Origin of the sequence: Enterobacter sp. LM3 (assembly GCF_046622475.1) — a bacterium.
GTDB classification, from domain to species: domain Bacteria; phylum Pseudomonadota; class Gammaproteobacteria; order Enterobacterales; family Enterobacteriaceae; genus Enterobacter; species Enterobacter cloacae_P.
The window spans coordinates 168,567-191,898 of the sequence record NZ_JBJURN010000002.1; the positions used below are offsets into that span (position 1 = coordinate 168,567).

The window sequence follows — 23,332 nt, forward strand, 5'->3', positions numbered from 1 at the left end:
GACATGGGCGACAGTATTCTTTCTCAGGCAGAAATCGATGCGCTGCTTAACGGCGACAACGATAAGAGTGATGATCCGCAACCGGGTTTGAGCGGTGACGATAATATTCGTCCCTATGACCCGAATACCCAGCGCCGCGTGGTACGTGAACGTCTGCAGGCGCTGGAGATCATCAACGAACGTTTTGCTCGTCAGTTCCGTATGGGGCTGTTTAACCTGCTGCGTCGTAGCCCGGATATCACCGTCGGTGCGATCCGCATTCAGCCTTATCATGAGTTTGCCCGCAACCTGCCGGTGCCGACCAACCTTAACCTGATCCATCTGAAACCGCTGCGCGGTACCGGGCTGGTGGTGTTTTCGCCAAGTCTGGTGTTCATTGCGGTAGATAACCTGTTTGGTGGCGATGGCCGTTTCCCGACCAAAGTGGAAGGACGCGAATTTACCCATACCGAGCAGCGCGTCATTAACCGCATGCTGAAGCTGGCGCTGGAATCTTACAGCGACGCGTGGAAAGCCATTAACCCGCTGGAAGTGGAGTACGTGCGTTCGGAAATGCAGGTGAAATTTACCAATATCACCACCTCCCCGAACGATATCGTCGTGAACACTCCGTTCCATGTGGAGATCGGTAACCTGACCGGCGAGTTCAACATCTGCCTGCCGTTCAGCATGATCGAGCCGCTGCGCGAGCTGCTGGTAAACCCACCGCTGGAAAACTCTCGCAACGAAGATCAGAACTGGCGTGAAAATCTGGTGCGTCAGGTTCAGCATTCACAGCTTGAGCTGGTGGCGAGCTTCGCCGATATCCCGCTGCGGTTATCCCAGATCCTGAAATTACAACCCGGCGATGTTCTGCCGATAGAAAAACCCGACCGCATTATTGCCCATGTGGATGGTGTCCCCGTGCTGACCAGTCAGTACGGCACGATTAACGGCCAGTATGCGTTACGCGTTGAGCACTTGATCAACCCGATTTTGAATTCGCTGAATGAGGAACAGCCCAAATGAGTGACATGAACAATCCGTCCGATGAAAACAGCGGAGCACTGGACGATCTGTGGGCTGACGCGTTAAACGAGCAAAAAACCACCCCGGCCAAAAGCGCGGCGGACGCGGTATTCCAGCAATTAGGCGGTGGCGACGTCAGCGGCACGCTGCAAGACATCGACCTGATCATGGATATCCCGGTTAAACTGACCGTTGAACTGGGTCGTACCCGTATGACCATTAAAGAGCTGCTGCGTCTGACGCAGGGTTCCGTGGTGGCTCTTGACGGACTGGCCGGTGAGCCACTGGATATTCTGATCAACGGTTATCTGATTGCTCAGGGTGAAGTCGTGGTTGTCGCCGATAAATACGGCGTGCGTATCACCGACATCATTACGCCATCTGAACGTATGCGTCGTCTGAGCCGTTAAGCATGAAAACCCAGGCAACACTATCGCAACCTTCCGCTGTCCCCGGCTCACCGCTGCTCCAGGTGAGCGGCGCGCTGTTCGGTATTATTGCCTTCATTCTTATCGCCGCATGGCTGGCAAAACGTTTTGGCCTGGCGGGTAAAACCGCCGGAGCACGCGGTATGAAGGTCAGCGCCAGCACGTCACTGGGACCACGCGAGCGCGTGGTCATTGTGGATGTTGACGATGCGCGCCTGGTGTTGGGCGTGACCGCGTCAACCATCAACGTCTTACATAAACTGCCGCCTGCGCCCACCCCGGGTGACGAGAGCGCAGAATCCCCTGCGGATTTTCAGTCCGTCATGAAGAGTTTGCTTAAGCGTTCCGGGAGATCCTGATGCGCCGTTTGTTATCCCTTACGCTTGCGGGTCTTTGCCTGTTCGCTCCCGCCGTGTATGCGCAATTGCCGGGTCTGGTCTCTACCCCCATTGCCGGTGGCGGACAGAGCTGGTCGCTCCCGGTTCAGACGCTGGTCTTTATCACCTCGCTGACGTTTATTCCGGCGATCCTGCTGATGATGACCAGCTTCACCCGTATCATCATCGTGTTTGGCCTGCTGCGTAACGCGCTGGGCACGCCATCTGCCCCGCCGAACCAGGTGTTGCTGGGGCTCGCGCTGTTTCTGACCTTTTTCATTATGTCGCCGGTCATCGATAAGATTTACACCGACGCTTATCAGCCGTTCAGCGAAGATAAGATTTCCATGCAGGTCGCGCTGGAAAAAGGGGCCCAGCCTCTGCGCGAGTTTATGCTGCGCCAGACGCGAGAAGCGGATTTAGCCCTTTTTGCCCGTCTGTCTCACACCGGTGAGATGCAAGGCCCGGAAGCCGTGCCGATGCGCATTCTGCTGCCCGCGTATGTCACCAGTGAACTGAAAACCGCGTTCCAGATTGGCTTTACCATCTTTATTCCGTTCCTGATTATCGACCTGGTGATCGCCAGCGTCCTGATGGCACTCGGTATGATGATGGTTCCCCCCGCCACCATTGCTCTGCCCTTTAAGATCATGCTCTTTGTGCTGGTCGATGGCTGGCAACTGCTTGTCAGTTCGCTGGCGCAAAGTTTCTACAGTTGAGGAGCGCGCAATGACGCCAGAATCGGTCATGATGATGGGAACGGAGGCGATGAAAGTCGCCATTGCTGTTGCCGCGCCCCTGCTGCTTGTTGCGCTCGTGACCGGCCTTATCATCAGTATTTTGCAGGCCGCCACGCAGATTAACGAAATGACGCTGTCATTCATCCCGAAAATCATCGCCGTGTTCGTGGCGATTATCGTTGCCGGGCCGTGGATGCTAAACCTGTTGCTGGACTATATGCGCAACCTGTTTACCAACCTGCCGTATATCATCGGCTAATACGACGATGCTGCACATCACCAGCGACCAGTGGGTTCAGTGGCTTGGCGTCTATTTCTGGCCGATGCTGCGCATCCTGGCACTCATTTCAACCGCCCCCATTCTCAGCGAGAAATCGATACCCAAGCGGATCAAAGTGGGGCTGGGCATCATTATCACCATTATCGTTGCCCCTTCTCTGCCACCGGTTGATATCCCCATCTTCTCGGCGAATGCGGTGTGGGTAGCGTTGCAGCAGGTGATGATTGGCGTGGCCGTCGGGTTTACCATGCAGCTCGCGTTTGCCGCCATTCGTACTGCTGGTGAGCTTATCGGTCTGCAGATGGGGCTATCCTTTGCGACCTTCGTCGATCCTGGTAGCCACCTCAACATGCCCGTGCTGGCACGAATTATCGATCTGCTGGCCATGCTGCTGTTTCTCTCGTTCAACGGTCATCTGTGGCTGATCTCCATGCTGGTGGATACATTCCATACGCTGCCGATTGGTGAAAATCCGGTGAACAGCAATGCATTTCTGGCCCTCGTCCGTGCCGCCGGGCTTATTTTCCTCAACGGACTGATGCTGGCACTGCCTATCATTACCCTGCTGCTGACCGTTAACCTTGCACTGGGTTTACTAAACAGAATGGCCCCGCAGCTCTCGGTATTTGTCATTGGTTTCCCGGTGACTCTGACGGTCGGACTTTTATTAATGTCATTGCTGATGCCACTTATCGCCCCCTTCTGTGAACATTTATTCAGCGAGATATTCAACCTGTTAGCGGATATTGTCAGCGAACTCCCTCGCAAATAATAACCCGCATTGTTCTCAGTGTCTTTCTGAGGATATTCCTAAAATAAATCGCGAAAAACATCTTCCAGGATATATCTGACGCGGTTTAATTGTTTCTAACCACCTCACAATACTTAATATTTACTTTACTTTGAGATGATTCCTGGCAAATTATACGTAACTTTACGGGATAGTGAGTCCGCCTGAAAGTCTTTGTCATGCTCACAGGTTTATTAATTTTTTTCCATCCCGTATGGCTGTTTATGAGCTCTCAGGCAGATGGTGAATTATCGTTACGCATTGAGTGAGGGTATGCCATGTCAACGATCATTATGGATTTATGCAGCTACACCCGGCTAGGGTTAACCGGGTACCTGGCAAGCAGAGGGGTAAGAAAGAGAGACATCAACGATGCACACACCGTTGACGAACTTGCAGCCGCTTGTGATGACCTCAAGCCAGGCGTGGTGTTTATTAATGAGGACTGTTTCATTCACGATCCAGCCAACAGTCAGAAAATTAAGCAAATCATTAATCAACATCCCAAAACTCTGTTTATTGTTTTTATGGCGATAGCCAACATTCACTTTGATGAATATTTGTTGGTTCGTAAAAATTTATTGATCAGTTCTAAATCGATTAAACCAGAGTCTTTGGATGACATCCTGGGCGATTATTTGAATAAAGAAGTAAAGAATGTAGGCGCAGTTAACTTACCCACTTTATCATTAAGCAGGACTGAATCAAGTATGCTGCGAATGTGGATGGCCGGGCAAGGGACTATTCAAATTTCGGATCAGATGAATATTAAAGCAAAAACCGTTTCATCACATAAAGGTAATATTAAAAGGAAAATAAAAACGCATAATAAGCAAGTGATCTACCACGTTGTTCGCCTGACGGATAATGTGACGAATGGAATTTTCGTCAACATGCGTTAGCCTGCTTAAAACCTTTAGTCTGCTCCTCCTGATCTCTGGCCTGGCCAGAGATTTTTGCTATGCAGCAGATGTCGGGCGCGCAGATTGCCACCCGACGCCACGCTACTCTGCTTTTTCCACAAAGATACCATCCGCATGCCCCAGTTCATTAAAGAACCAGATGCCGAGCGGGTAGTCTTCCAGTGATACCAGATACATTGTGCCTTCACTAAACTCTTCAATTGCCAGCACTATCCCCGGACGGCGAGCGCCACCGTCCGTTTTGACGGTTACCCGATCGTTGACCTTCATACGTTTCTCCTGCGGTTTTGAGCCAGTGTAGAACAAATCTCATTAACTGACATCGCCACAGGGCGCGAATGATGTTTTTGTGTGCAGTCTATACTTAAAGGTGGACACGGTTGAACGAGGTACCCGTAATGAAGACCGATAAAGCGTACAGCGACACCATCAGAAACGAGGTGGATGTCGATGCCCTACTGGCCGCCATCAATGAAATCAGTGAGTCCGAAGTTCGCCGCTCGGACGATCATTCCGACCGGGTCATTGTGAACGGGAGGGATTATCACACTTACCGTGAACTGGCCGAGGCCTTCGAGCTTGATATTCATGACTTTAGCGTGTCTGAAGCAAATCGTTAGGGCGAAAAAAATCCCGGTCATGGGGATGGCCGGGATGAAACTTGCTTATGCAAGAAGCACTTGAAATTCGTTACACCAGGAATCCTGATGTGCTGTAAACAGTATCCTCAACGATTTTGCATGACAAGAAAATATTTGCGTTATGAATACATTTTCTGATGTACGGCATCTTTTGTTATACCTTCACCACAGGAAACAGGAGTTGGATCACTCCTTGTCACGATCGCGCCAGACAACCCGGTTTCGTCCATACTGTTTTGCCTGATACAACCGGGTGTCAGCAATGGACTGCAGCTGTTCGAAGTTGTAATTCCCCTTTTCATGCGCACAGCTCACGCCAAAGGATGCGCTAATGCGTATGGTGGTATTTTTTTTCACCAGAATTTCTTTACTGTCGATCCTTGAGCGAATGCGCTCCGCGACTGCTGACGCTTCCGGCAGTGCAATCCCTGGCAGTACCACACAAAACTCCTCCCCACCAACACGCCCGGCAACATCGCTGGTACGTAACCCGGTGGCGATGAGCCCTGCAGCATGAGACAGTACCTTATCCCCCGCCTGATGCCCAAACAGGTCATTGATGTTTTTGAAGTGATCGAGATCGATCTGAATCACGGAGAACGGCAGTGACTGCTGTTGACATGTTTCCGCCAGTTGTTTTGCCCGCTCAAACAGTGCCCCACGGTTATTCAGACGGGTGAGCGGATCATGCCAGGCCTGCCACTGCAGTGAGTTCTGCAGCGTGTACATATTTCTCACCATCCGGCGGATAACCAGCCAGGAGATCAACAGCATGGCGGTAAAGAGTGCCCACAGGAGCGCCAGCACAATGCTGATACTGCCGAAATCACCGCGCACGCCTTCATCCAGGGTATGAACGCGCAACACCACGCCATTAAAATGATCCAGTCGCTCCCAACTGACAAAACGGCTCCCCAGACGGAGACCGCCTTCGGTATCACTTGCAATAGCCGAGGCAATTTGCGCCCTTTCAACGTCGTCAAAAAGGTTTATCTTGCTGGCAGAGGCTTCAGAGGACGCAATCAGGTTCAACCGGGTGTCGTAAAGCTGGTACTCACCTTCCGTATGGTCTGCCACCGCATCCTTTAGCAAGCGCTTCATGGTTGCGACAGAGAAATCCAGCGCGACAACGCCATACCAGTAATTATTGAAATAGACCGGGACACTGGCGGTGATCGTCGGAGCATCTGCTGGTGCTGTTGACGTCGTTGAGGAGAAAAACCAGCGTACCGCCCGTGCACGGTTGGCACGACCGGATTGCTGGGTAAACCAGGGACGCGTGACAAAATGATAATAGCGGGAAATGATCTCGTCATCATTCACGGGCGTATTGGTAGCGACCCAGAGCCCGGCACGCGAAATATACATCGCGCGCTCTTCTTTCTGAGTGGATGACGAGGCCAGACGCAGTAAATACCCGACTTCCAGCGCCGCGGAGATTTCATGGCTAATATGCTCATCATCGCGGTTTAGTAACGTGGTTTTACTGACAAATTCATCCGAGACGCCATTAACAGGCAGCGTGCGATCTTTATCGACAATCAGTTGCCAGGAGGGGGTGTTGCGCACCGTTTTAAAGCGCGCGACGGCCATTTGCAGGACATCAAACCCCAGGGGCGTCTGAAGCGCTTCGCCCATACTTTTACGGAAAAAAAGGAGTTTATCGACGCTAAATTGCAGCTGTCGGTCCAGCGCGCTGGCAACCGTTTCCAGGTGATTACGCTGACTTGAGACATACGCCCCTTCCAGCACCACGACTTCGCGCCAGGTCAGAAGAGTAGAAAAAATGAGCACAACAAGAAAGCAGATGTTAACAATCAGGCCGGGGTTGCTACGATTATGCAGCCATTGCAGAAAAGATCGTTTTACAAAATAGGTGTCGCGCTGCACACACACTCCCTGATGACTACTCTCATACCCGGTACGGTATTGTTCTGTAAAAACGCCCGACAAAGCCGGGCGTTACGTGATTAAGCCTTGTCGTGCTTTTGTCGCCCGTTACCCGGCCGAAGTTCTTCTTCACGAAAAGCTTCGCGCTTGATGCTGTAACCATCATGCCACCGACATTCCACCATTCCGCTGGAATACCCGGTGACAATCATGCGAGGGCCACCTTTCTTAGGCTCAACTTCATCACTGACCAAAAAGACCATACCTGCCTCCTGTATCAGGGTGAAACTGTTTCAATTTAGACGAGAAATGGCCTTTTTGCATCCTGTAACAAGTAACAAATTAGTGCGACGTCCCACGCATTTTTTCAACCAGCGTCACGACTGCAACCACGATACCACCAATGATAAAGCCCAGCACCAGATTCAACAGCGTTGGCAGGATAGCCGCCACCAGCGTCCCCTGAGACGCAGCGACATGTTCAATGGCATGGTGTAGCGGTGCGATACCGTGCACCACAATGCCGCCCCCAACCAGAAACATCGCCAGCGTGCCGACCACCGACAAACTCTTCATTAGCCAGGGAGCCAGCACCAGCAGGCTTTTGCCAATACCTTTTGCCACGGTGCTTGATTTTTCTTCCAGCCAGTAGCCGATATCATCCAGTTTGACGATCAACCCCACCAGGCCGTAGACGCCCACCGTGACCAGAAGGGCTATCCCCGAAAGGATAAGCACCTGGTTCAACAGCGGAGAATCCGCAACAATCCCGAGCGTTATCGCCACAATCTCCGCCGAAAGGATGAAATCGGTGCGGATGGCACCTTTGATCTTGTCGCGCTCAAACGTTTTGAGATCCTGTGTAGCCAGTGCTTCAAGGCGTTGCTGGCGCATCTCAGGGGTATCATGCTCTTTACGTGACGCGAGCGAATGAAGGATCTTCTCAGCCCCTTCAAAGCACAGAAACGCCCCACCCACCATCAACAAAGGCGTGATAGCCCAGGGGATAAAGGCGCTTATCAGCAGCGCCAGCGGTACCAGGATCACCTTATTAATGAATGACCCTTTTGCCACGCCCCAGACCACCGGCAGTTCACGGTTGGCCCGAACCCCACTCACCTGCTGGGCGTTCAGCGATAAATCATCTCCCAGTACACCGGCGGTCTTTTTTGCCGCCAGTTTGCCCATCACCGAAATGTCGTCCAGTAAGGTGGCGATATCATCCAGCAATGTTAACAAGCTACTTCCTGCCAAAATCTCTATCCTTCTTTTTTTAGTAATGAAGTGAATAGTATGGAGCAAAAGCGTAAAGCCTGAAACAGGCACCTTACGTCAACAAAAAATTCACACTTACCTCACAATTAAAGAACTCGCCAGCCTGGCCGTTTTGGCGTTTACTGTTAGCGACCTTTTCATTTCGTCGTGAGGGACTATGCGTTTCCGGCAACTATTACCGCTCATTGGTGCTCTTTTTTCGCTGTATATCATCTGGGGTTCCACCTATTTTGTCATTCGTATCGGCGTGGAAAGCTGGCCACCGCTGATGATGGCGGGCATTCGTTTTCTTTCGGCAGGCATACTGCTGATGTCCTTCTTACTGCTGCGGGGACATAAACTGCCTGCACTGCGCCCGCTGCTTAACGCAGCCCTGATTGGCCTGCTGCTGCTGGCCGTGGGGAATGGGGCGGTTACCGTCGCGGAGCACCAGAATGTTCCTTCAGGGATCGCCGCAGTGGTGGTCGCAACCGTGCCGCTGTTTACGCTTTGCTTCAGCCGTCTTTTCGGCATCCGCACCCGTAAGCTGGAGTGGCTAGGCATTGGGATTGGTCTTGCCGGGATTATCCTGCTCAACAGCGGCGGCAACCTGAGCGGAAATCCGTGGGGCGCGCTGTTGATCATGATTGGCTCCATGAGCTGGGCGTTTGGTTCCGTGTACGGTTCGCGCATTGAGTTACCGTCCGGCATGATGGCTGGCGCAATTGAGATGCTCGCCGCAGGAATTGTGTTGTCGATTGCCTCCATGCTGACGGGCGAAAAGCTGACGGCAGTGCCGGATCTGTCGGGCTTCCTGGCCGTAGGTTACCTGGCGCTGTTTGGCTCCATCATTGCCATTAGTGCCTATATGTTCCTGATCCGTAACGTCTCCCCTGCCGTCGCCACCAGCTACGCGTATGTCAACCCGGTAGTGGCCGTACTGCTGGGAAGCGGATTCGGTGGCGAAACGCTCTCTCCCATTGAATGGCTGGCATTAGGCGTGATTGTTTTTGCCGTGGTGTTGGTCACGCTGGGGAAATATTTGCTGCCGGCTAAACCGGTGGTGGTTCCGTGTGAGGTGGAGAAACCCTAAGCGGATGGATCCCCTGGGTGTCGATCTGCGCGGCCTGCCCGCCGCCGCAGATCCACTCTTCCAGCCGCTCAGTCAGTTCCACATCATTCAGCTTCAGCTTGCCGCGCAGCGCACACTCCCAGACAATCAGCACCCGCCAGCCTTGTGCAACAAGCGTTGCAATATCACGTTTGTCTCGCGCCACATTCTTACCTATTTTGTCCAGCCAGAAATCGGTGCGGGTCGCAGGGACTTTAAACAGGTAACAGTCATGATGATGCCAGAAGCAGCCGTGGGTAAAGATGATGCACTGATACGCATCGACCACGAAGTCGGGACGCCCGGCAAGCGCGGCATCCTGCACGCGAAAATCAAAACCAGCCAGCTCCAGTAACCCGGCTAGCCGTTTTTCTATTGCGGTATCACGCGTGCCGATGGCACGCATATTTTTACTGCGAGTCGCCTTATTGTGTACATCCGTCATTGACGGCCTCACTCTGGCGCAGCGCAACAGCCTGTTTGATGCGTGGGGCCAGTAGTTTTGCCACTGCGGCAAATGCGGGAACCACCACGGAATTACCAAACTGACGGTACGCCTGAGTGTCCGACACCGGTATACGGAAGCTGTAACCCTGCGGCGTTTCAAACCCCATCAGGCGCGCGCATTCACGTGGCGTTAAGCGACGCGGACGATGACGCTGGTTCTGCGGGTCGTCGAAGTCTTTCTCGCCCAGGGCTTTATCCCACCCTCTGTCGATAAGAATTTCCGCGCCGTCTTTATAGTAGCGGGCGGACAGTGTGCGGGTCACGCTGTGCGGATCGTTCGGGTTAACCATACCAAAACCAAAACCATTGCCCTTTGCCTGGTGTTTTTTGGCATAGCGATAGAGGTATTTCCACAGCACCGGGGTCAGGATAAATTTGGCATCGATGGCGGGCTCCAGCAGATCAGCCACGGTCGGACGACGCGCCGGATACAACGACGGGATATCCCGCAGGGTAAAATCCCCCTTCAGATTGAGATCGCGACGGAAGCCCACCAGCACAATACGTTCGCGGTGTTGAGGCAGGAAAAATTTGCCATCGATGATTTTCGGGTCATCTGCGCCCATATCCTGCGAGTCGGCCACGTCGTAGCCCAGCTCATCGAGCGTTTGCATGATAATACGGAAGGTTTTCCCACCGTCATGGCTCTTTAAATTCTTGACGTTTTCCAGCACAAAAATGGCCGGACGACGGGCATCAATAATACGGGCAACGTCAAAAAACAGCGTTCCCTGCGTATCGCAGGCAAAACCGTGGGCGCGTCCGAGGGCATTTTTTTTCGATACCCCGGCAAGCGAGAAAGGCTGGCACGGAAAACCAGCCAGAAGGACATCGTGTGCAGGAATAGTATCGCGAATATGGGCGGCAGCCTCTGCATCGGTCACACCGCTTTTGTGGCTCAGGGTCACATCGCGGATATCGGCATTGAAATGATGCGCGTCAGGGTCACAATACCAGTTGGCTTTATAGGTACGAACCGCATGTTTATTCCACTCGCTGGTAAATACGCACTGCCCACCAATGGCTTCAAACCCGTGCCGGATCCCGCCGATACCGGCAAAGAGATCGATAAAACGGAAGGCATAGTTCGGATGTGCCGCTGACGGGCGCGGAAGCAGGTTTTGCAGGTAACGGAACTCGCTCTCGCTCAGGCGATGCCCTGCCCGCTCGCTGGTAAGCAGTCTCTTGAGAATTGCCGGGCTCCAGTGGCTCTCACCGTGTGCTGCCAGCTGGTTTGCCAAAGATTTAGCATCATAGATATCCAGCAACTGGTGCAGTAGCGCCTGTACCGTTGCCGTTGATTTCTCAGCCTGCTCAGACGCGGGCTTAGTCACTGATCGATTTTCCTGCATTCTTTTAACCAGGCAATAAAGACGGGGAACAGATTACCACAGTTCAGTCACTCAAACTGCGGCGAAAGCGGTGCTGAACCTGGCTATCTAACCCCAGGCAGTCACCCTGTAATTCGGCACTCAGTTTTGCCATAAACTGGATCAGAAAATCGGCGTTATGCCGCGCGAGTTCGCGCCCCACTTCCGTTTTCATTGTCTCTGGCAAGCGCAGTAGCTTGGTCTGAAAATGGTCGAGCGCGAAGGTTCTGTCGTCCAGCGGGCGAGCATCAGCGAACGGATCTTCTGCATCAAAAAGCGCCACACCCAGCGCCCCCGATACGGCAAAAACACGTGCAAGACCGATAGCGCCTAATGCCTCCAGCCGGTCAGCATCCTGCACAATTTTGGCCTCAGGGCTTTGCGGCGTAATGCCTGCGCTAAAGCTGTGCGCCTCAATGGCATGCTCCACGGCAGCATAGTGCTCTGAGGGAAAATCAGGGAAATCGCGTCTTAAAATATTACGCGTCTCGCGCGCCGCCAGCTGTGATGACTGGCTACGATCGGGATGGTTTTTCGGCAGGCTGACAATGTCATGGAAATAACATGCCGTCAGCACGACCAGCGGCTCAGCCATCTGGTTAGCCATGATGTTCTGCGCCGTCATCCAGACACGGCGAAAGTGCGAAATATCATGCGCGGCGTCGTCGGTAGTGTGGTTTTCATCAAGCCAGCGCTCAAAGCGGTGTTGCCACTGTGCAATTTCCATCATCACGTCCTGTCGCTTAAACCACTACAATAGCAATTTTCCCTGCGGCTATCACGGGTTGTCCTGCCGTGGGCGCGTGTACCAGGCAATCCCGCCCAGAATCAGGCCTACGGTGCTCAGTACTAAAAAGCCAAACAGTGCCCCAAGCCACTTACCGCTGGTCGATCCCAGAGACCCGTCAACAATGGTATCGGACAGTGAAGGAATTTTACTCACTACCCATATATAGCGAACCATCGCCCAGACAAAGTATCCGCAAAAAGCGTAAAACACCCACAGAGCCAGTTTGCCTCCCAGGCTACGATCGTTTTTTCGTTCCATCTTCAATCCTTACTCCACGGCAACCACGTTACCGTTTTCACATATTCGTTCAAATTTTGTGATGATAGTCACATTTTGGCATTAAACGTCGGGCTCCGCGACGCTTTCTGCTCGCAAGTTTGCGTTAAGTTGATCTCTGGCAAATTTGCAGACTGGCACATTCCCGGCGTAATGCTGTTGAAAATGATGTTCTCTTCTGACTACACGTCACATGAAATATAATTCCTGCAAATTAAAACTACGGAATAATATTCAAAATAAATACTTAATAATAATTAACCCCTATATATTCGGGAAAGAAATTCACAAGAAAAATAAATAGACAAATAGAAACATTTTGTAATTATTTTACTATTTTAATTACATTTATTTTTGAACCTAAATAATATCCCATAGAATAGTATCTGGCCTGTAGTTACGGAGAGTCACTACATATATTCATATAAATTATCTTTAAAGGGAATATATAATGAAAAGAAAAGTTCTGGCAATTATTGTACCTGCTTTATTAATGGCTGGTGCTGCAAATGCGGCTGAAGTGTACAACAACAACGGCAATAAATTAGACCTGTACGGTAAAGTGGATGGTCTGCACTATTTCTCTGATGACACCGGTTCTGACGGCGACATGAGCTATGTACGTTTGGGCTTCAAAGGCGAAACCCAGATTAACGCTCAGCTGACCGGTTATGGTCAGTGGGAATATAATATTCAGGCAAATAATACTGAAGGCAGTGACAAACAATCGTGGACACGTCTTGGTTTTGCGGGTCTGAAATTTGGTGAATACGGTTCATTTGACTACGGTCGTAATTACGGTGTTGTATACGACGTAGAAGGCTGGACCGATATGCTGCCTGAGTTCGGCGGCGACTCCTATACCCATACCGATAACTTTATGACTGGCCGTGCAAACGGTGTTGCAACTTACCGTAACAATGGTTTCTTCGGTATGGCCGATGGCCTGAATTTTGCCCTTCAGTACCAGGGTAATAATGAAAGTGCATCAAACGATCAGGAAGGCACCAACAACGGCCGTGATATTCGTAAACAAAACGGTGACGGCTGGGGTATTTCAACCTCCTACGACTTCGGAATGGGCTTCACCGCTGGTGCAGCATATTCCTCTTCCGACCGTACCAACGATCAGGTCACTAAAACGACGGCTGGCGGTGACAAAGCGGATGCCTGGACCCTGGGCATGAAATATGATGCCAACAGCGTCTATCTGGCCGCAATGTATGCAGAAACCCGCAACATGACGCCATACGGTGACTTCGGTGTAGCAAACAAAACCCAGAACTTTGAAGTCACTGCACAGTACCAGTTCGACTTCGGTCTGCGTCCTGCCGTCTCTTTCCTGATGTCTAAAGGTAAAGACCTGAATTCCAGCTACGGTAACGACAAAGATTTAGTGAAATATGCAGACGTTGGCGCAACGTATTACTTCAATAAGAATATGTCCACCTATGTTGATTACAAAATCAACCTGCTGGATGAAGACGATAACTTCTACAGCGCAAACGGTATCAGCACTGATGATATCGTGGCGGTAGGTCTGGTTTATCAGTTCTAATCCCCATAAAGACTAAAGCCCGCATACAGCGGGCTTTTTCTGTCTCTGGCACACACCCTTACGGTGCTTCCTGCAATGCCACCCGAATAAATCCATTATTCTGCGCCAGCAACTCATGCGCTTTCCACGCATCCAGCCCGGTCAGTACCATCAGCACCGCTGTTTTACAGTTGTTGTTACAGCTTTCCAGCGCCGCTTTCGCAACGGCGCGGGTGCATCCCCCGGCTTCCATTACAATCGCAATTTGCCGTTCAACCCATTTGGTATTGCTTGCTTCCAGATCCACACGCAGGTTGCTGTAAACACGCCCGGTGCGAATTGCCAGCCCGGTAGCGACCATGCTGAGGATCATTTTTTGCGCAATCCCCGCTTTGGTATTGATATACCCGGCAACGGCATCAGCCCCCAGTTCAGGCGCAATGACCATGCTTGCCAGCTGCGCCGCCTCGCTTTGTGCATCATCGGTAATAACGGCGACAGTCGACCCCAGCGACCACGCATGCCGCATGGCTCCCCAGACCCAGGGGGTTTTTCCACTGACGGTGACCGCCAGCATCATGTCGTGCTCGCCAAACCCGATAGCCTGCAGGTCAGCGACACCACGCTCGTAGCTTCCGGCATCATCACCTGCCGTAATGGCAATCACCGGGGATTTTCCCGGCGCATATTCATCTGCCGCCTGTTTTGCCGCGCGGCCGGACGGGCCAGCGCCAACGATCACCAAACGCCCGCCATGACTCAGGGTTGCCGCTGCGTTATCGACCACGCGGGCAATCGTCGTTAAGCAGGGAGTCATGGCCGTAGAGATTTGTGCATCATCCTGGTGAATGACTTTCAGCATGTCCAGCGTGGACAATCTATCGATATTCATCGTGCTGGCGTGCCGTCTTTCCTTGACCGAACCGGTAAGCATAATGCTCATAAACAGCCTCCTTATTATGAGTACCCACACACTATAAAGTGTTTTATATGGATGACCTGCGAGGAGGGTCACGAAAAGTAGAGCAACCGCATGCTTTTACATAGCTTTAAGAAATGCGCGGCATCGGTGATAATTACCCTTTCTCCTTTATCACGGAGTGGTAATGAGCGATTTGCAGCCGTTTCCTGAGACGCGCAGACGTCCCATGAAACTAAACACCCTGGTCACACTCATGGTATGCGCCATTATCGGCTCTGTCCTGCTGGTGGTTTTTGCCCTTTATTCAGTGCAAATCACGCGGGCCACGCGAGATGATGTTAAAGATACCGCGCTGGGGATTGCCCGCACCTTTGCCGACAGCCCTGACGTGAAGCGTGGTCTGATGCAGGCCCCACAGGCCGATATTATCCAGCCCCTCGCTCAGGCCGTGACGCAACGTAACGACCTGCTGTTCACCGTGGTCACCGACATGCGCGGTATTCGTTACGCTCACCCGAACGAAGCGCTGTTAGGCCTGCATTTTATTGGCGACGATCTGACACCCGCTCTGGAAGGAAAGGAGAATGTCTCCGTTAACCGGGGCGCACTAGCCGAGGCCTTGCGCGTGTTCACACCGGTCTACGACGCCCAGCACGAGCAAATTGGCGTTGTCGTGGTGGGGATCTCCCTCAATAAAGTTGAAGATCAAATTACGCGCGGGCGGTTGAACGCCGTCTGGACCATTCTGTTCAGTATCCTGATGAGTTCGCTGGCGATCTGGGGTCTTGTCCGCGTACTGAAACGGATCCTGTTTGGTCTGGAGCCGTACGAAATCTCCGCGCTATTTGAGCAACGTCAGGCGATGCTACAGTCGCTCCGGGAAGGTGTCCTGGCGGTAGATATTCATGGCCGCGTCACGATGGTCAACCACGCTGGCAGAGAAATGTTACTCCTGTTACCGGGCCAACAAACCGAAAATACCAGCGAACCGCTGCTGACAAGCCTGCGGGAAGTGTCGAAAACCGGTATTGCCCGCCAGGACCAGGAGATCAGCTGCAACGGGCGGTTATTACTTTGTAATATGGTGCCGGTAAAAAGCCGGAATCGGGTGATTGGGGCCATCTGCACCTTCCGCGATAAAACGGAAATCAGCCAGCTGATGCAGCGTATTGATGGCATGGTCAACTACGTCGATGCCCTGCGCTCCCACACCCATGAGTTTATGAATAAGCTGCATGTGATCCTGGGGCTGCTGCATATGAAGCGCTATGACAAGCTGGAAGAGTACATTATCCAGACGGCGCATAATTACCAGACTGACATTGGAGCCATTCAGCATAAGATTAAATCTCCGGTGATTGCTGGCTTTTTGCTGGGTAAAATCAACCGGGCAAAAGAGGCCGGAATTACCCTCACGCTGTCCGACGAATGTCTGCTCCCCGACACGGCCAACGAAGAGCAGGTCGCGGTACTCATTACCGTGCTGGGGAATCTGATCGAAAATGCACTGGACGCTATGCAGGATCAAACGGAAGGTGAAATCAGCCTGCTGCTGCACTATCAAAGCGGCTGGCTCAGCTGTGAAGTCAGCGATGATGGCCCAGGCATCGATCCGGTAGCACTGGAGGATATTTTTACGAAGGGCTTCTCAACAAAAGGTGAAAACCGGGGCGTTGGGTTGTTCCTTGCCCGCCAGCAGATCCAGAATCTCGGTGGGGACATCAGCGTCGAGTCTGAACCGGGTGTATTTACTCAATTTTTTGTTCACATCCCCTGGGATAGCGAGAGGAATATCGCGTGATAAATGTTTTAATTGTCGATGATGACGCAATGGTAGCTGACCTCAACCGTCTGTACGTCAACCGTGTTGAAGGCTTTAGCTGCTGCGGTGTCGCCTCTACGCTCAACCAGGCCGAGGCAGTCATTAATAACCCGAGCCAGCCTGTCGATCTGGTGCTGCTGGATGTTTATATGCAACAGGATAACGGGCTGGATCTGTTGCCCATCATCCGTGCGTCAGGCCGCCCGATCGATGTGATTATGATCTCATCGGCATCCGATGCCGCAACGATCCAGACCTCCATGCATTACGGCGTGGTGGATTATCTGATTAAACCGTTCCAGTTCCCGCGTTTCGAAGAGGCATTGAGCGGCTGGAAGGCAAAACGTAACCTGATGGGTTCACACCAGTATTATGAGCAGGCAGATGTGGACAGACTGCTGCACGGCGGTGCGCCGGAGCTGGCGGACAGTAAAAAACTGCCGAAAGGGTTAACCCCGCAGACGCTGCGCACCATCTGTCAGTGGATTGACGCGCACCCGGAGATGGAGTTTTCCACGGATGACCTGGCGAGCGCGGTGAATATCTCGCGCGTTTCCTGTCGCAAGTATTTGATCTGGCTGGCTCAAATCAACATCCTGTTCACCAGCATTCACTATGGTGCCACCGGGCGTCCGGTATATCGTTACCGGCTCCAGCCCGAGCAGACAGGGCTGCTTAAACAGTACTGCCAGTAACCCGATAGCTGCTGTCCAGTAAGGTAAAACGGAAGTGGTGCGCTGAAGAGAACACCACTTCTTTCGTTTTGGTCACAAAGATAGCCTCAATATCAGGGCGCGCACGCAGGGCAGCACACCCTTTCTCCACGCCCATTCCGTACATCAGCGTGGTCCAGATATCGCCATCAATGGAATCTTTTGAAACGACGGTTACGCTGTCCAGTTCATTGTCCAGCGGGTAGCCAGTACGTGGGTTGAGAATGTGGTGATAGCGTTTGCCGTTTTGCTCAAAGTAGCGCTCATACGTTCCTGATGTCACAACGGACATGTTCTCAACCGTCATCGTGCCAATCAGTTCATCACCGGCGAACGGTTTTTTAAGCCCCACGCTCCAGCCCCCGTCCGGCGAACCTAACGTCTGGATATTACCGCCCAGGTTAATCAACCCCAGTTCAGCCCCCGCTTTACGCAGATAATCCCGCACCCGGTCGGCAATATAACCTTTGGCAATCGCCCCCAGATCAATCTCCATCCCTGGCCTGGTCAGAAAAACGCTGCTGTTTGCATCATCGAGCACAACATCACCCGGATGGGTAACTGCAAGCAGCGAGGCAATTTCATCGGCTGGCGGTACGCTATCTCCCCGAAAGCCGATTTTCCAGCGTTTCACCAGCGGACCAATGGCAAGGTTAAAGGCGCTGTCCTGGAGCAGGCTGGCGGCTTTTGCGCAGCGTATAAGTTCAAATACCGGGCGACTGACCGCGACCGGATGCTGCCCGGCTGCATGGTTGATATCCATCACCTGCGAATGCGCACGGTTGACGGTGAGCACATCTTCGTACTGTTTGATCAGGCGAAATACGCGAGAAGCGAGCGCTTCATCATGGGAAAAGAGTTTCAGAAGAATGGGCGAGCCCATCAGGACAGCGGAATAACTGTAAACGCGGTTGTCATCGGGCATGGCATGCTTCCTCAGATGTAGCCCCGGCAAGCAGCGAGCCGCCGGGGAAATTGCCGGATAACGCGCGTTAATCCGGCCTGAAAAACAGGTGCCTTATGCCATTTTTGCGCGCATCGCCGCCTGATGTCCGGCAAGCGTACCAAAAATAATGATATCTGCCACCGCATTACCACCGATACGGTTACCGCCGTGGATCCCGCCGACAACCTCACCCGCAGCAAACGCCCCCGGCAGCACGTTATGGCTGTTATCCAGCACGCAGGTTTCGGTGTTGATGGTCACGCCGCCCATTGTGTGGTGTACACCCGGTGCAATCTGAATGGCGTAGAACGGCCCTTCGTTGATTGGTGCACGCAGTGCAGTAGTACGGCCAAAGTCATCATCGTGCTGCTTTTCAACAAAACCGTTGTAACGTTCCAGCGTGGCCAGGAAAGCGTGGTAATCCATTCCCAGTTCTTCAGCCAACGCTTTAGGTGAGCTGGCGCTGGTGACAAACCCTTTCGCGATGTACTCATCCGCCGCTTTGTTTTTCGCACGAACATGCTCATCAAAGACGATATAGGCGTATTTTTCAGGCAGTGCGATGATCTGCGCTGAGACTTTATCGCGGGTTTCCATCTCGTTAAAGAAACGGTTCCCTTTCTGGTTAACCAGAATCGCCCCGCCGCCGCGAATGGATTCGGAAATCAGATACGAGGTTTTCTGTTCGACAGTTGGGTGGATCTGGATCTCGCCCATGTCGACCGTACCGGCCCCGATACGTTCCAGCAATGCGATACCGCCACCGGTCGCCCCTTTGTGGTTGGTGGTCACAAACCCTTCCAGGTCCGGACGGTATTTCACAACCATCTGACTATTGGCACTGAAGCCCCCCGTTGCCACCACCACGCTTTTGGTCGCCACGACGATCGTTTCGTTATCTTCGGTGGTCAGACGTACACCGGTTACTTCGCCGTTTTCGAAGATGATGTCGTTAACGGAGGTATCGAGCATCACGTCGATGTTACGCTTGTTGACGTTACGTACCAGGCCGCTAATCAGATAACCGCCGACGGCAGAACCATCTTTTGGACGGTGGGTACGGTCAATGCTCATTCCCCCGGTGGTGGTAATATCATTCAGCATGATGCCGCGTGTCGCCAGCCACTCGATAGCCTCTGGCGCGTTTTCTACGAAGCGGTGCAGCAGCGCCGGGTTGTTCTTGTTTCCACCGCCTTTCAGGCTCTCCTGGTAGAACAACTCTTTGCTGTCCTGAATGCCTTTCACCCGCTGGAAGCGGGTTTCTGCGGCGTTCATGCCCGCAGACGCTTTAATGGTGTTGCCGCCAATGGAGGGCATTTTCTCAACAATCAGCACGCTCGCGCCTTCGTCGTGTGCCTGGATTGCCGCCGCCAGACCAGCACCGCCGCTACCCACCACCACAACGTCAACGCTTTTGGTTTCGTTCGGGTCAGCCCCTTCTTCCGCCGCCAGCGCTTTGCTGGATTTCAGCATCGCTTTCGACACCGCTTTTTTCACCGCTTCGCTCTGGCTGGTTGCACCCGTGATGGCATCCACATGCGGGGTATTGGCATCCAGAATGCGGGTGCGGATCTCTTCAAAGCTGGTGACAAACTCCACGTCTTCACCCGGACCGGAGGCCAGTTCAATATCGGCGATGCGGTCGGTTTCCAGGCTGACGTTAATGACAAGCTCATTGGCGTCGTCCTGCACTTTCTCAACGAACATACCCGGTTTGAATCTGGATTCACCCATGCTCATGTCGCGGATCATCGCTTCCACCAGCGAGAAACGCCACAGCGGTTCTGGAATGCTTAACGCTTCGCGCTGGGTACTGTCCATGAACAGCTCAAGCGTTTCACCGGCAGCAATGCGGTCAGTCCAGTCCGGGTACGCGATGGTTGCGCGGCCAACGGCAATCAGGTCGTAGCCATGTTCCAGCGCGTCATTAACATCGGCGGCATTCACCACACCGCCCACGCCCATCACGGGGATCTGTGCCAGCGTTTCAGAGCGCATCGCGCAGTATTTTTCGATAAGCGAGGTGGGATCTTGCGTGTCGACGATAGATGGGCGCAGGGTCGCACCTACAGAAAAGTGCAGATAATCCACGCCACGCGCGGCCAGTTTTTCCAGCAGGTACATGGTGTCGTCAAAACGAATGCCAGGAACTTCCAGCTCTTCAGGGGAGAAGCGGTAGCCAATAATAAAAGCATCATCCGCGTACTGACGCACCATTTTGTGAGTGATATCCAGCACCGCCAGCGGGAATCTGGCGCGGTTGTCACGGCTGCCGCCCCACTCGTCGTCGCGCTGGTTAGAGTTCGGAGAGTAGAACTGCTGAATCAGGTATGTGTTTGCCCCGTGGATTTCAACACCGTCAAAACCAGCCTGGATGGCACGACGTACGGCTTCACCAAACTTGCCAACCATCCCTTCCACTTCTTCGGTGGTCAGCGCAACCGGCGTCGCGGCACCGTCACGCGGCGCAGCAACTGCGCTTGGGCCAACAGGTGTACGGCCACCGATCAGTTTCGGGTCGACCATGCGACCACCGTGGTAGATCTGCAGAAGGGCTTTAGAACCTTTGGACTTGATGGCATCGGCGATTTTCGCCAGCCCGGCGATTTTTTCGTCGTTATCAATACCAATCGCCCCCGGGAAAGCGAGACCCAGGTCGTCGACAAAACAGCACTCAACAATGATGGTACCAATGCTGCCTGAACGTGCCCGATAGTACTCCACCAGCTCGCTGGTGACCGTACCATCATAGTAACCCGTACAGGTTGTCATCGGTGCCATTAACAAACGGTTTTTCAGTTCCGTGCCATTCGGTAATGTGAAGGGGCTTAAAATACGTTCGTTAGTGCTCATAATAGAAACTCCAAACTTTAAAAAATTAAGAATTCGTTGTCGGACCAGTTTTATTTCGTTTTTTATGCCGATTTCATAATATTAATATAATGATTTTTTTAGTTTCTAAAGCTATTACGTTAGTTAATAAACTATTTAATCCCTTCGATAACATTAATAACACATTGGTGTTAGAGATATAAATTACTCCGTTCACAATAATTTAAACATTGTTAACTTTTTGCTTACGTTGCCGCTCTGTGTGAATTCTAATAAATATAAATAAAACAATAAGATAACCAAGCTCACTCTTATCAAATGTTATCAAAAATCAACAATTAAAAAATAAAAACACACAATACCCACATACACCTGAGTGGTTATTAATAAACGATTAAAAATACTTCTGCGATTCTATTTTTTTGATCGTAATCAAAAATCAAGGCATCCAAAAGCGCAATATATAAATATCATCATTTTTTAATTTACCGCAGACCTTAATGCGATAAATCACTATTAGCGAAATCACAAAAACGCACTTTAAATAACTAAAAAAACCAAAGAAACTAAAGAAACTAAAGAAAGCGAATTTGTATTTTCACGATATAACCGAATTCCTGACAACTTAAGACGCGAAACTATGAATACAAAAACTGCTGTAACGCCTCCTGTGGCGAGTAAAGCACCCGACGGAAAGGCAAAACGTCTGCTGATGATGGCGCTGCCGATTATCGTCGCCGTACTGCTGCTGTTTGTTCCCGTTCCGGAAGGGCTGCCTCCTTATGCATGGCACTACTTCGCTATCTTCGTCGGCGTGATCGTCGGCTTGATCTTCGAACCGCTGCCAGGCGCAGTGATTGGCCTGACCGGTGTGGTCGCGATTGCACTCTGTAGCCAGTGGGTGTTGTTCAGCCCGGACCAACTGGCCGACCCAAAATTCAAGCTGGCGGGTGCCTCCTTTAAATGGGCGGTAAGCGGTTTTGGTAACTCAACCGTGTGGCTGATTTTTGGTGCCTTTATGTTCGCCGCAGGCTATGACAAAACCCGCTTTGGTCGCCGTCTGGCGCTGATTCTGGTGAAGTATCTGGGCCGTCGCAGCCTGACGCTCGGTTATGCCATCACCTTCGCGGATCTGCTGCTGGCACCGTTTACGCCGTCTAACACCGCACGTAGCGGCGGTACTATCTACCCAATTATCGCTAACCTGCCACCGCTGTACGGTTCAAAACCTAACGACCCGAGCGCGCGTAAAATTGGTTCGTATCTGATGTGGGTAGCGATCACCGCAGCCTGTATCACCAGCTCAATGTTCCTCTCCGCGCTCGCACCAAACCTGCTGGCACTGGCGCTGGTGAAAAGCACCGTGGGGATTAACATCTCCTGGGGTACCTGGTTTATCGCCTTCCTGCCGCTGGGTGTGCTGTTGATTCTGGTCATGCCGCTGCTGGCCTACTGGTTCTACCCACCAGAAGTGAAAGTGAACGATGAAGTGCCGCTGTGGGCGAGCCGTGAGCTGGAAAAACTGGGCAAACTGTCCCGCAATGAAATCCTGCTGCTGGTGTTTGTATGCTGCGCGCTGCTGATGTGGATCTTCGCCGCAGCGTGGATTGAACCGGCAATGGCTGCGCTGTTAATCGTAGGTTTAATGCTCTGGACTGGCGTGCTGGAGTGGAATGATATCACTGGTAACAAAGCGGCCTGGAATACCTTCGTCTGGTTCGCCACTCTGGTTGCTCTGGCAGATGGTCTCTCTTCCACCGGCTTTATTAGCTGGCTGGGTAAAGAAGGTGGCCTGCTGATGAGCGGTATCTCTCCGGGCGTTGCGACTATCGTACTGCTGCTGGCGTTTTACCTGCTGCATTATCTGTTTGCCAGCACCACCGCGCACACTACGGCGCTGCTGCCAGCGATGCTGACCATCGCCTCCACCATTCCGGGCATGAATATGGAAGTGTTCGTCCTGCTGATGGTGACGTCTCTGGGTATCATGGGGATCATCACTCCGTACGGTACTGGTCCAAGCCCGATTTACTACGGTAGTGGCTACCTGCCAACCAAAGACTACTGGCGTCTGGGCACCATCTTCGGTGCCATCTTCCTGGCGGCCCTGCTGCTGATTGGTTACCCGTGGATGTCCATGATGTTCTGATTCCTGACCGCCGGATTAAACCTCCG

At 52.3% G+C, this 23,332-nt stretch carries 23 protein-coding genes and 1 pseudogene; 13 read left to right on the plus strand and 11 right to left on the minus strand.

Annotated features, from left to right (window positions below):
* Positions 1-3 precede the first annotated feature (3 nt).
* The 7 genes and pseudogenes from fliM (at position 4) to rcsA (ending at position 4,525) form a co-directional block, all read left to right on the plus strand.
* Positions 4-1,008, plus strand: a complete 1,005-nt coding sequence (fliM, locus tag ACJ9N4_RS02940; protein ID WP_182271893.1) for a flagellar motor switch protein FliM — start codon at positions 4-6, stop codon at positions 1,006-1,008.
* Entirely contained in the window at positions 1,005-1,418 is a 414-nt protein-coding gene (gene fliN / locus ACJ9N4_RS02945) for a flagellar motor switch protein FliN (RefSeq protein ID WP_014170738.1), read from the plus strand. The genes fliM and fliN overlap by 4 nt, the downstream gene beginning before the upstream one ends.
* A 2-nt stretch (positions 1,419-1,420) precedes the next feature.
* Positions 1,421-1,795: a flagellar biosynthetic protein FliO gene (fliO, locus tag ACJ9N4_RS02950; RefSeq protein ID WP_182271894.1), complete on the plus strand. Its 375-nt coding sequence runs from the start codon at positions 1,421-1,423 to the stop codon at positions 1,793-1,795.
* On the plus strand, positions 1,795-2,532 hold the full coding sequence (fliP, locus tag ACJ9N4_RS02955; RefSeq protein WP_182271895.1) for a flagellar type III secretion system pore protein FliP: 738 nt from the start codon (positions 1,795-1,797) through the stop codon (positions 2,530-2,532). The genes fliO and fliP overlap by 1 nt, the downstream gene beginning before the upstream one ends.
* A 10-nt stretch (positions 2,533-2,542) precedes the next feature.
* A complete protein-coding gene (gene fliQ / locus ACJ9N4_RS02960) occupies positions 2,543-2,812 on the plus strand; it encodes a flagellar biosynthesis protein FliQ (RefSeq protein ID WP_003859587.1) in 270 nt (89 codons plus the stop codon).
* A 7-nt stretch (positions 2,813-2,819) separates the two neighbouring features.
* A pseudogene (gene fliR / locus ACJ9N4_RS02965) lies at positions 2,820-3,612 on the plus strand (flagellar biosynthetic protein FliR); the annotation flags it as partial.
* 289 nt (positions 3,613-3,901) lie between these two features.
* A complete protein-coding gene (gene rcsA, locus ACJ9N4_RS02970) occupies positions 3,902-4,525 on the plus strand; it encodes a transcriptional regulator RcsA (RefSeq protein WP_182271897.1) in 624 nt (207 codons plus the stop codon).
* A gap of 102 nt (positions 4,526-4,627) precedes the next feature.
* On the opposite strand, the gene dsrB is transcribed toward rcsA, so the two are convergent.
* Positions 4,628-4,816: a protein DsrB gene (gene dsrB, locus ACJ9N4_RS02975; protein WP_182271898.1), complete on the minus strand. Its 189-nt coding sequence runs from the start codon at positions 4,814-4,816 to the stop codon at positions 4,628-4,630.
* 128 nt (positions 4,817-4,944) lie between these two features.
* On the opposite strand from dsrB, the gene yodD reads away from it, so the two are divergent.
* Positions 4,945-5,166, plus strand: a complete 222-nt coding sequence (yodD, locus tag ACJ9N4_RS02980; RefSeq protein WP_182271899.1) for a YodD family peroxide/acid resistance protein — start codon at positions 4,945-4,947, stop codon at positions 5,164-5,166.
* Positions 5,167-5,373: 207 nt separating this feature from the next.
* On the opposite strand, the gene dgcQ is transcribed toward yodD, so the two are convergent.
* The 3 genes from dgcQ to ACJ9N4_RS02995 form a co-directional block, all read right to left on the minus strand.
* Complete coding sequence (gene dgcQ / locus ACJ9N4_RS02985) at positions 5,374-7,077, minus strand: cellulose biosynthesis regulator diguanylate cyclase DgcQ (RefSeq protein ID WP_411500226.1); 1,704 nt, start codon at positions 7,075-7,077, stop codon at positions 5,374-5,376.
* An 80-nt stretch (positions 7,078-7,157) separates the two neighbouring features.
* Positions 7,158-7,340, minus strand: a complete 183-nt coding sequence (locus ACJ9N4_RS02990) for a YodC family protein (protein ID WP_182919848.1) — start codon at positions 7,338-7,340, stop codon at positions 7,158-7,160.
* Between the two features lie 79 nt (positions 7,341-7,419).
* Complete coding sequence (locus ACJ9N4_RS02995; RefSeq protein ID WP_182271902.1) at positions 7,420-8,331, minus strand: DUF808 domain-containing protein; 912 nt, start codon at positions 8,329-8,331, stop codon at positions 7,420-7,422.
* 178 nt (positions 8,332-8,509) lie between these two features.
* Here ACJ9N4_RS02995 and yedA point away from each other — a divergent pair, with 178 nt between their 5' ends.
* Positions 8,510-9,424, plus strand: a complete 915-nt coding sequence (gene yedA, locus ACJ9N4_RS03000; protein WP_182271903.1) for a drug/metabolite exporter YedA — start codon at positions 8,510-8,512, stop codon at positions 9,422-9,424.
* On the opposite strand, the gene ACJ9N4_RS03005 is transcribed toward yedA, so the two are convergent.
* The 4 genes from ACJ9N4_RS03005 to drpB all read right to left on the minus strand — a co-directional run bounded on the left by ACJ9N4_RS03005 (position 9,384) and on the right by drpB (position 12,367).
* A complete protein-coding gene (locus ACJ9N4_RS03005) occupies positions 9,384-9,887 on the minus strand; it encodes a very short patch repair endonuclease (RefSeq protein WP_182919847.1) in 504 nt (167 codons plus the stop codon). The genes yedA and ACJ9N4_RS03005 overlap by 41 nt on opposite strands.
* On the minus strand, positions 9,868-11,283 hold the full coding sequence (locus ACJ9N4_RS03010; protein ID WP_182271905.1) for a DNA cytosine methyltransferase: 1,416 nt from the start codon (positions 11,281-11,283) through the stop codon (positions 9,868-9,870). Before ACJ9N4_RS03010 ends, ACJ9N4_RS03005 begins: the two co-directional genes overlap by 20 nt.
* Positions 11,284-11,344: 61 nt before the next feature.
* Positions 11,345-12,046, minus strand: coding sequence for a phosphohydrolase (locus ACJ9N4_RS03015; protein ID WP_182920019.1), 702 nt, complete (start codon positions 12,044-12,046; stop codon positions 11,345-11,347).
* 51 nt (positions 12,047-12,097) lie between these two features.
* Positions 12,098-12,367, minus strand: a complete 270-nt coding sequence (drpB, locus tag ACJ9N4_RS03020; RefSeq protein WP_182271906.1) for a cell division protein DrpB — start codon at positions 12,365-12,367, stop codon at positions 12,098-12,100.
* A 469-nt stretch (positions 12,368-12,836) separates the two neighbouring features.
* On the opposite strand from drpB, the gene ompC reads away from it, so the two are divergent.
* Positions 12,837-13,943, plus strand: a complete 1,107-nt coding sequence (gene ompC / locus ACJ9N4_RS03025; protein WP_411500227.1) for a porin OmpC — start codon at positions 12,837-12,839, stop codon at positions 13,941-13,943.
* Positions 13,944-14,001: 58 nt separating this feature from the next.
* Here ompC and ACJ9N4_RS03030 read toward each other — a convergent pair whose 3' ends face one another.
* Entirely contained in the window at positions 14,002-14,865 is an 864-nt protein-coding gene (locus ACJ9N4_RS03030) for an N-acetylmuramic acid 6-phosphate etherase (protein ID WP_182271908.1), read from the minus strand.
* A 163-nt stretch (positions 14,866-15,028) separates the two neighbouring features.
* On the opposite strand from ACJ9N4_RS03030, the gene ACJ9N4_RS03035 reads away from it, so the two are divergent.
* Both ACJ9N4_RS03035 and dcuR read left to right on the plus strand, forming a co-directional pair.
* Entirely contained in the window at positions 15,029-16,645 is a 1,617-nt protein-coding gene (locus tag ACJ9N4_RS03035; RefSeq protein WP_182271909.1) for a sensor histidine kinase, read from the plus strand.
* Positions 16,642-17,361 carry a two-component system response regulator DcuR gene (gene dcuR / locus ACJ9N4_RS03040; RefSeq protein ID WP_182271910.1) on the plus strand — a complete coding sequence of 240 codons (720 nt, stop codon included), beginning with the start codon at positions 16,642-16,644 and terminating at the stop codon, positions 17,359-17,361. The genes ACJ9N4_RS03035 and dcuR overlap by 4 nt, the downstream gene beginning before the upstream one ends.
* On the opposite strand, the gene ACJ9N4_RS03045 is transcribed toward dcuR, so the two are convergent.
* Both ACJ9N4_RS03045 and ACJ9N4_RS03050 read right to left on the minus strand, forming a co-directional pair.
* Entirely contained in the window at positions 17,342-18,304 is a 963-nt protein-coding gene (locus tag ACJ9N4_RS03045) for an FAD:protein FMN transferase (protein WP_182271911.1), read from the minus strand. The two genes, dcuR and ACJ9N4_RS03045, sit on opposite strands and share 20 nt — an antisense overlap.
* A gap of 93 nt (positions 18,305-18,397) precedes the next feature.
* Positions 18,398-21,178: a flavocytochrome c gene (locus ACJ9N4_RS03050; RefSeq protein WP_196390178.1), complete on the minus strand. Its 2,781-nt coding sequence runs from the start codon at positions 21,176-21,178 to the stop codon at positions 18,398-18,400.
* Positions 21,179-21,797: 619 nt separating this feature from the next.
* Between ACJ9N4_RS03050 and ACJ9N4_RS03055 the strand changes: the two genes are divergently transcribed.
* Positions 21,798-23,306: an anion permease gene (locus tag ACJ9N4_RS03055; RefSeq protein WP_196390179.1), complete on the plus strand. Its 1,509-nt coding sequence runs from the start codon at positions 21,798-21,800 to the stop codon at positions 23,304-23,306.
* The last annotated feature ends 26 nt before the right edge of the window (positions 23,307-23,332 follow it).

Bases quoted from the DNA above. Each gene is read 5' to 3' on its own strand.
- fliO (WP_182271894.1), top strand. From the start codon at position 1,421: ATGAAAACCCAGGCAACACTATCGCAACCTTCCGCTGTCCCCGGCTCA.
- ACJ9N4_RS03015 (WP_182920019.1), bottom strand. From the start codon at position 12,046: ATGGAAATTGCACAGTGGCAACACCGCTTTGAGCGCTGGCTTGATGAA.
- ACJ9N4_RS03030 (WP_182271908.1), bottom strand. From the start codon at position 14,865: ATGAGCATTATGCTTACCGGTTCGGTCAAGGAAAGACGGCACGCCAGC.
- ACJ9N4_RS03050 (WP_196390178.1), bottom strand. From the start codon at position 21,178: ATGAGCACTAACGAACGTATTTTAAGCCCCTTCACATTACCGAATGGC.
- ACJ9N4_RS03055 (WP_196390179.1), top strand. From the start codon at position 21,798: ATGAATACAAAAACTGCTGTAACGCCTCCTGTGGCGAGTAAAGCACCC.
- ACJ9N4_RS03005 (WP_182919847.1), bottom strand. From the start codon at position 9,887: ATGACGGATGTACACAATAAGGCGACTCGCAGTAAAAATATGCGTGCC.
- yedA (WP_182271903.1), top strand. From the start codon at position 8,510: ATGCGTTTCCGGCAACTATTACCGCTCATTGGTGCTCTTTTTTCGCTG.
- rcsA (WP_182271897.1), top strand. From the start codon at position 3,902: ATGTCAACGATCATTATGGATTTATGCAGCTACACCCGGCTAGGGTTA.
- dsrB (WP_182271898.1), bottom strand. From the start codon at position 4,816: ATGAAGGTCAACGATCGGGTAACCGTCAAAACGGACGGTGGCGCTCGC.
- ACJ9N4_RS02990 (WP_182919848.1), bottom strand. From the start codon at position 7,340: ATGGTCTTTTTGGTCAGTGATGAAGTTGAGCCTAAGAAAGGTGGCCCT.
- ACJ9N4_RS03045 (WP_182271911.1), bottom strand. From the start codon at position 18,304: ATGCCCGATGACAACCGCGTTTACAGTTATTCCGCTGTCCTGATGGGC.
- ACJ9N4_RS03035 (WP_182271909.1), top strand. From the start codon at position 15,029: ATGAGCGATTTGCAGCCGTTTCCTGAGACGCGCAGACGTCCCATGAAA.
- ompC (WP_411500227.1), top strand. From the start codon at position 12,837: ATGAAAAGAAAAGTTCTGGCAATTATTGTACCTGCTTTATTAATGGCT.
- fliP (WP_182271895.1), top strand. From the start codon at position 1,795: ATGCGCCGTTTGTTATCCCTTACGCTTGCGGGTCTTTGCCTGTTCGCT.
- yodD (WP_182271899.1), top strand. From the start codon at position 4,945: ATGAAGACCGATAAAGCGTACAGCGACACCATCAGAAACGAGGTGGAT.
- fliN (WP_014170738.1), top strand. From the start codon at position 1,005: ATGAGTGACATGAACAATCCGTCCGATGAAAACAGCGGAGCACTGGAC.
- fliM (WP_182271893.1), top strand. From the start codon at position 4: ATGGGCGACAGTATTCTTTCTCAGGCAGAAATCGATGCGCTGCTTAAC.
- fliQ (WP_003859587.1), top strand. From the start codon at position 2,543: ATGACGCCAGAATCGGTCATGATGATGGGAACGGAGGCGATGAAAGTC.
- drpB (WP_182271906.1), bottom strand. From the start codon at position 12,367: ATGGAACGAAAAAACGATCGTAGCCTGGGAGGCAAACTGGCTCTGTGG.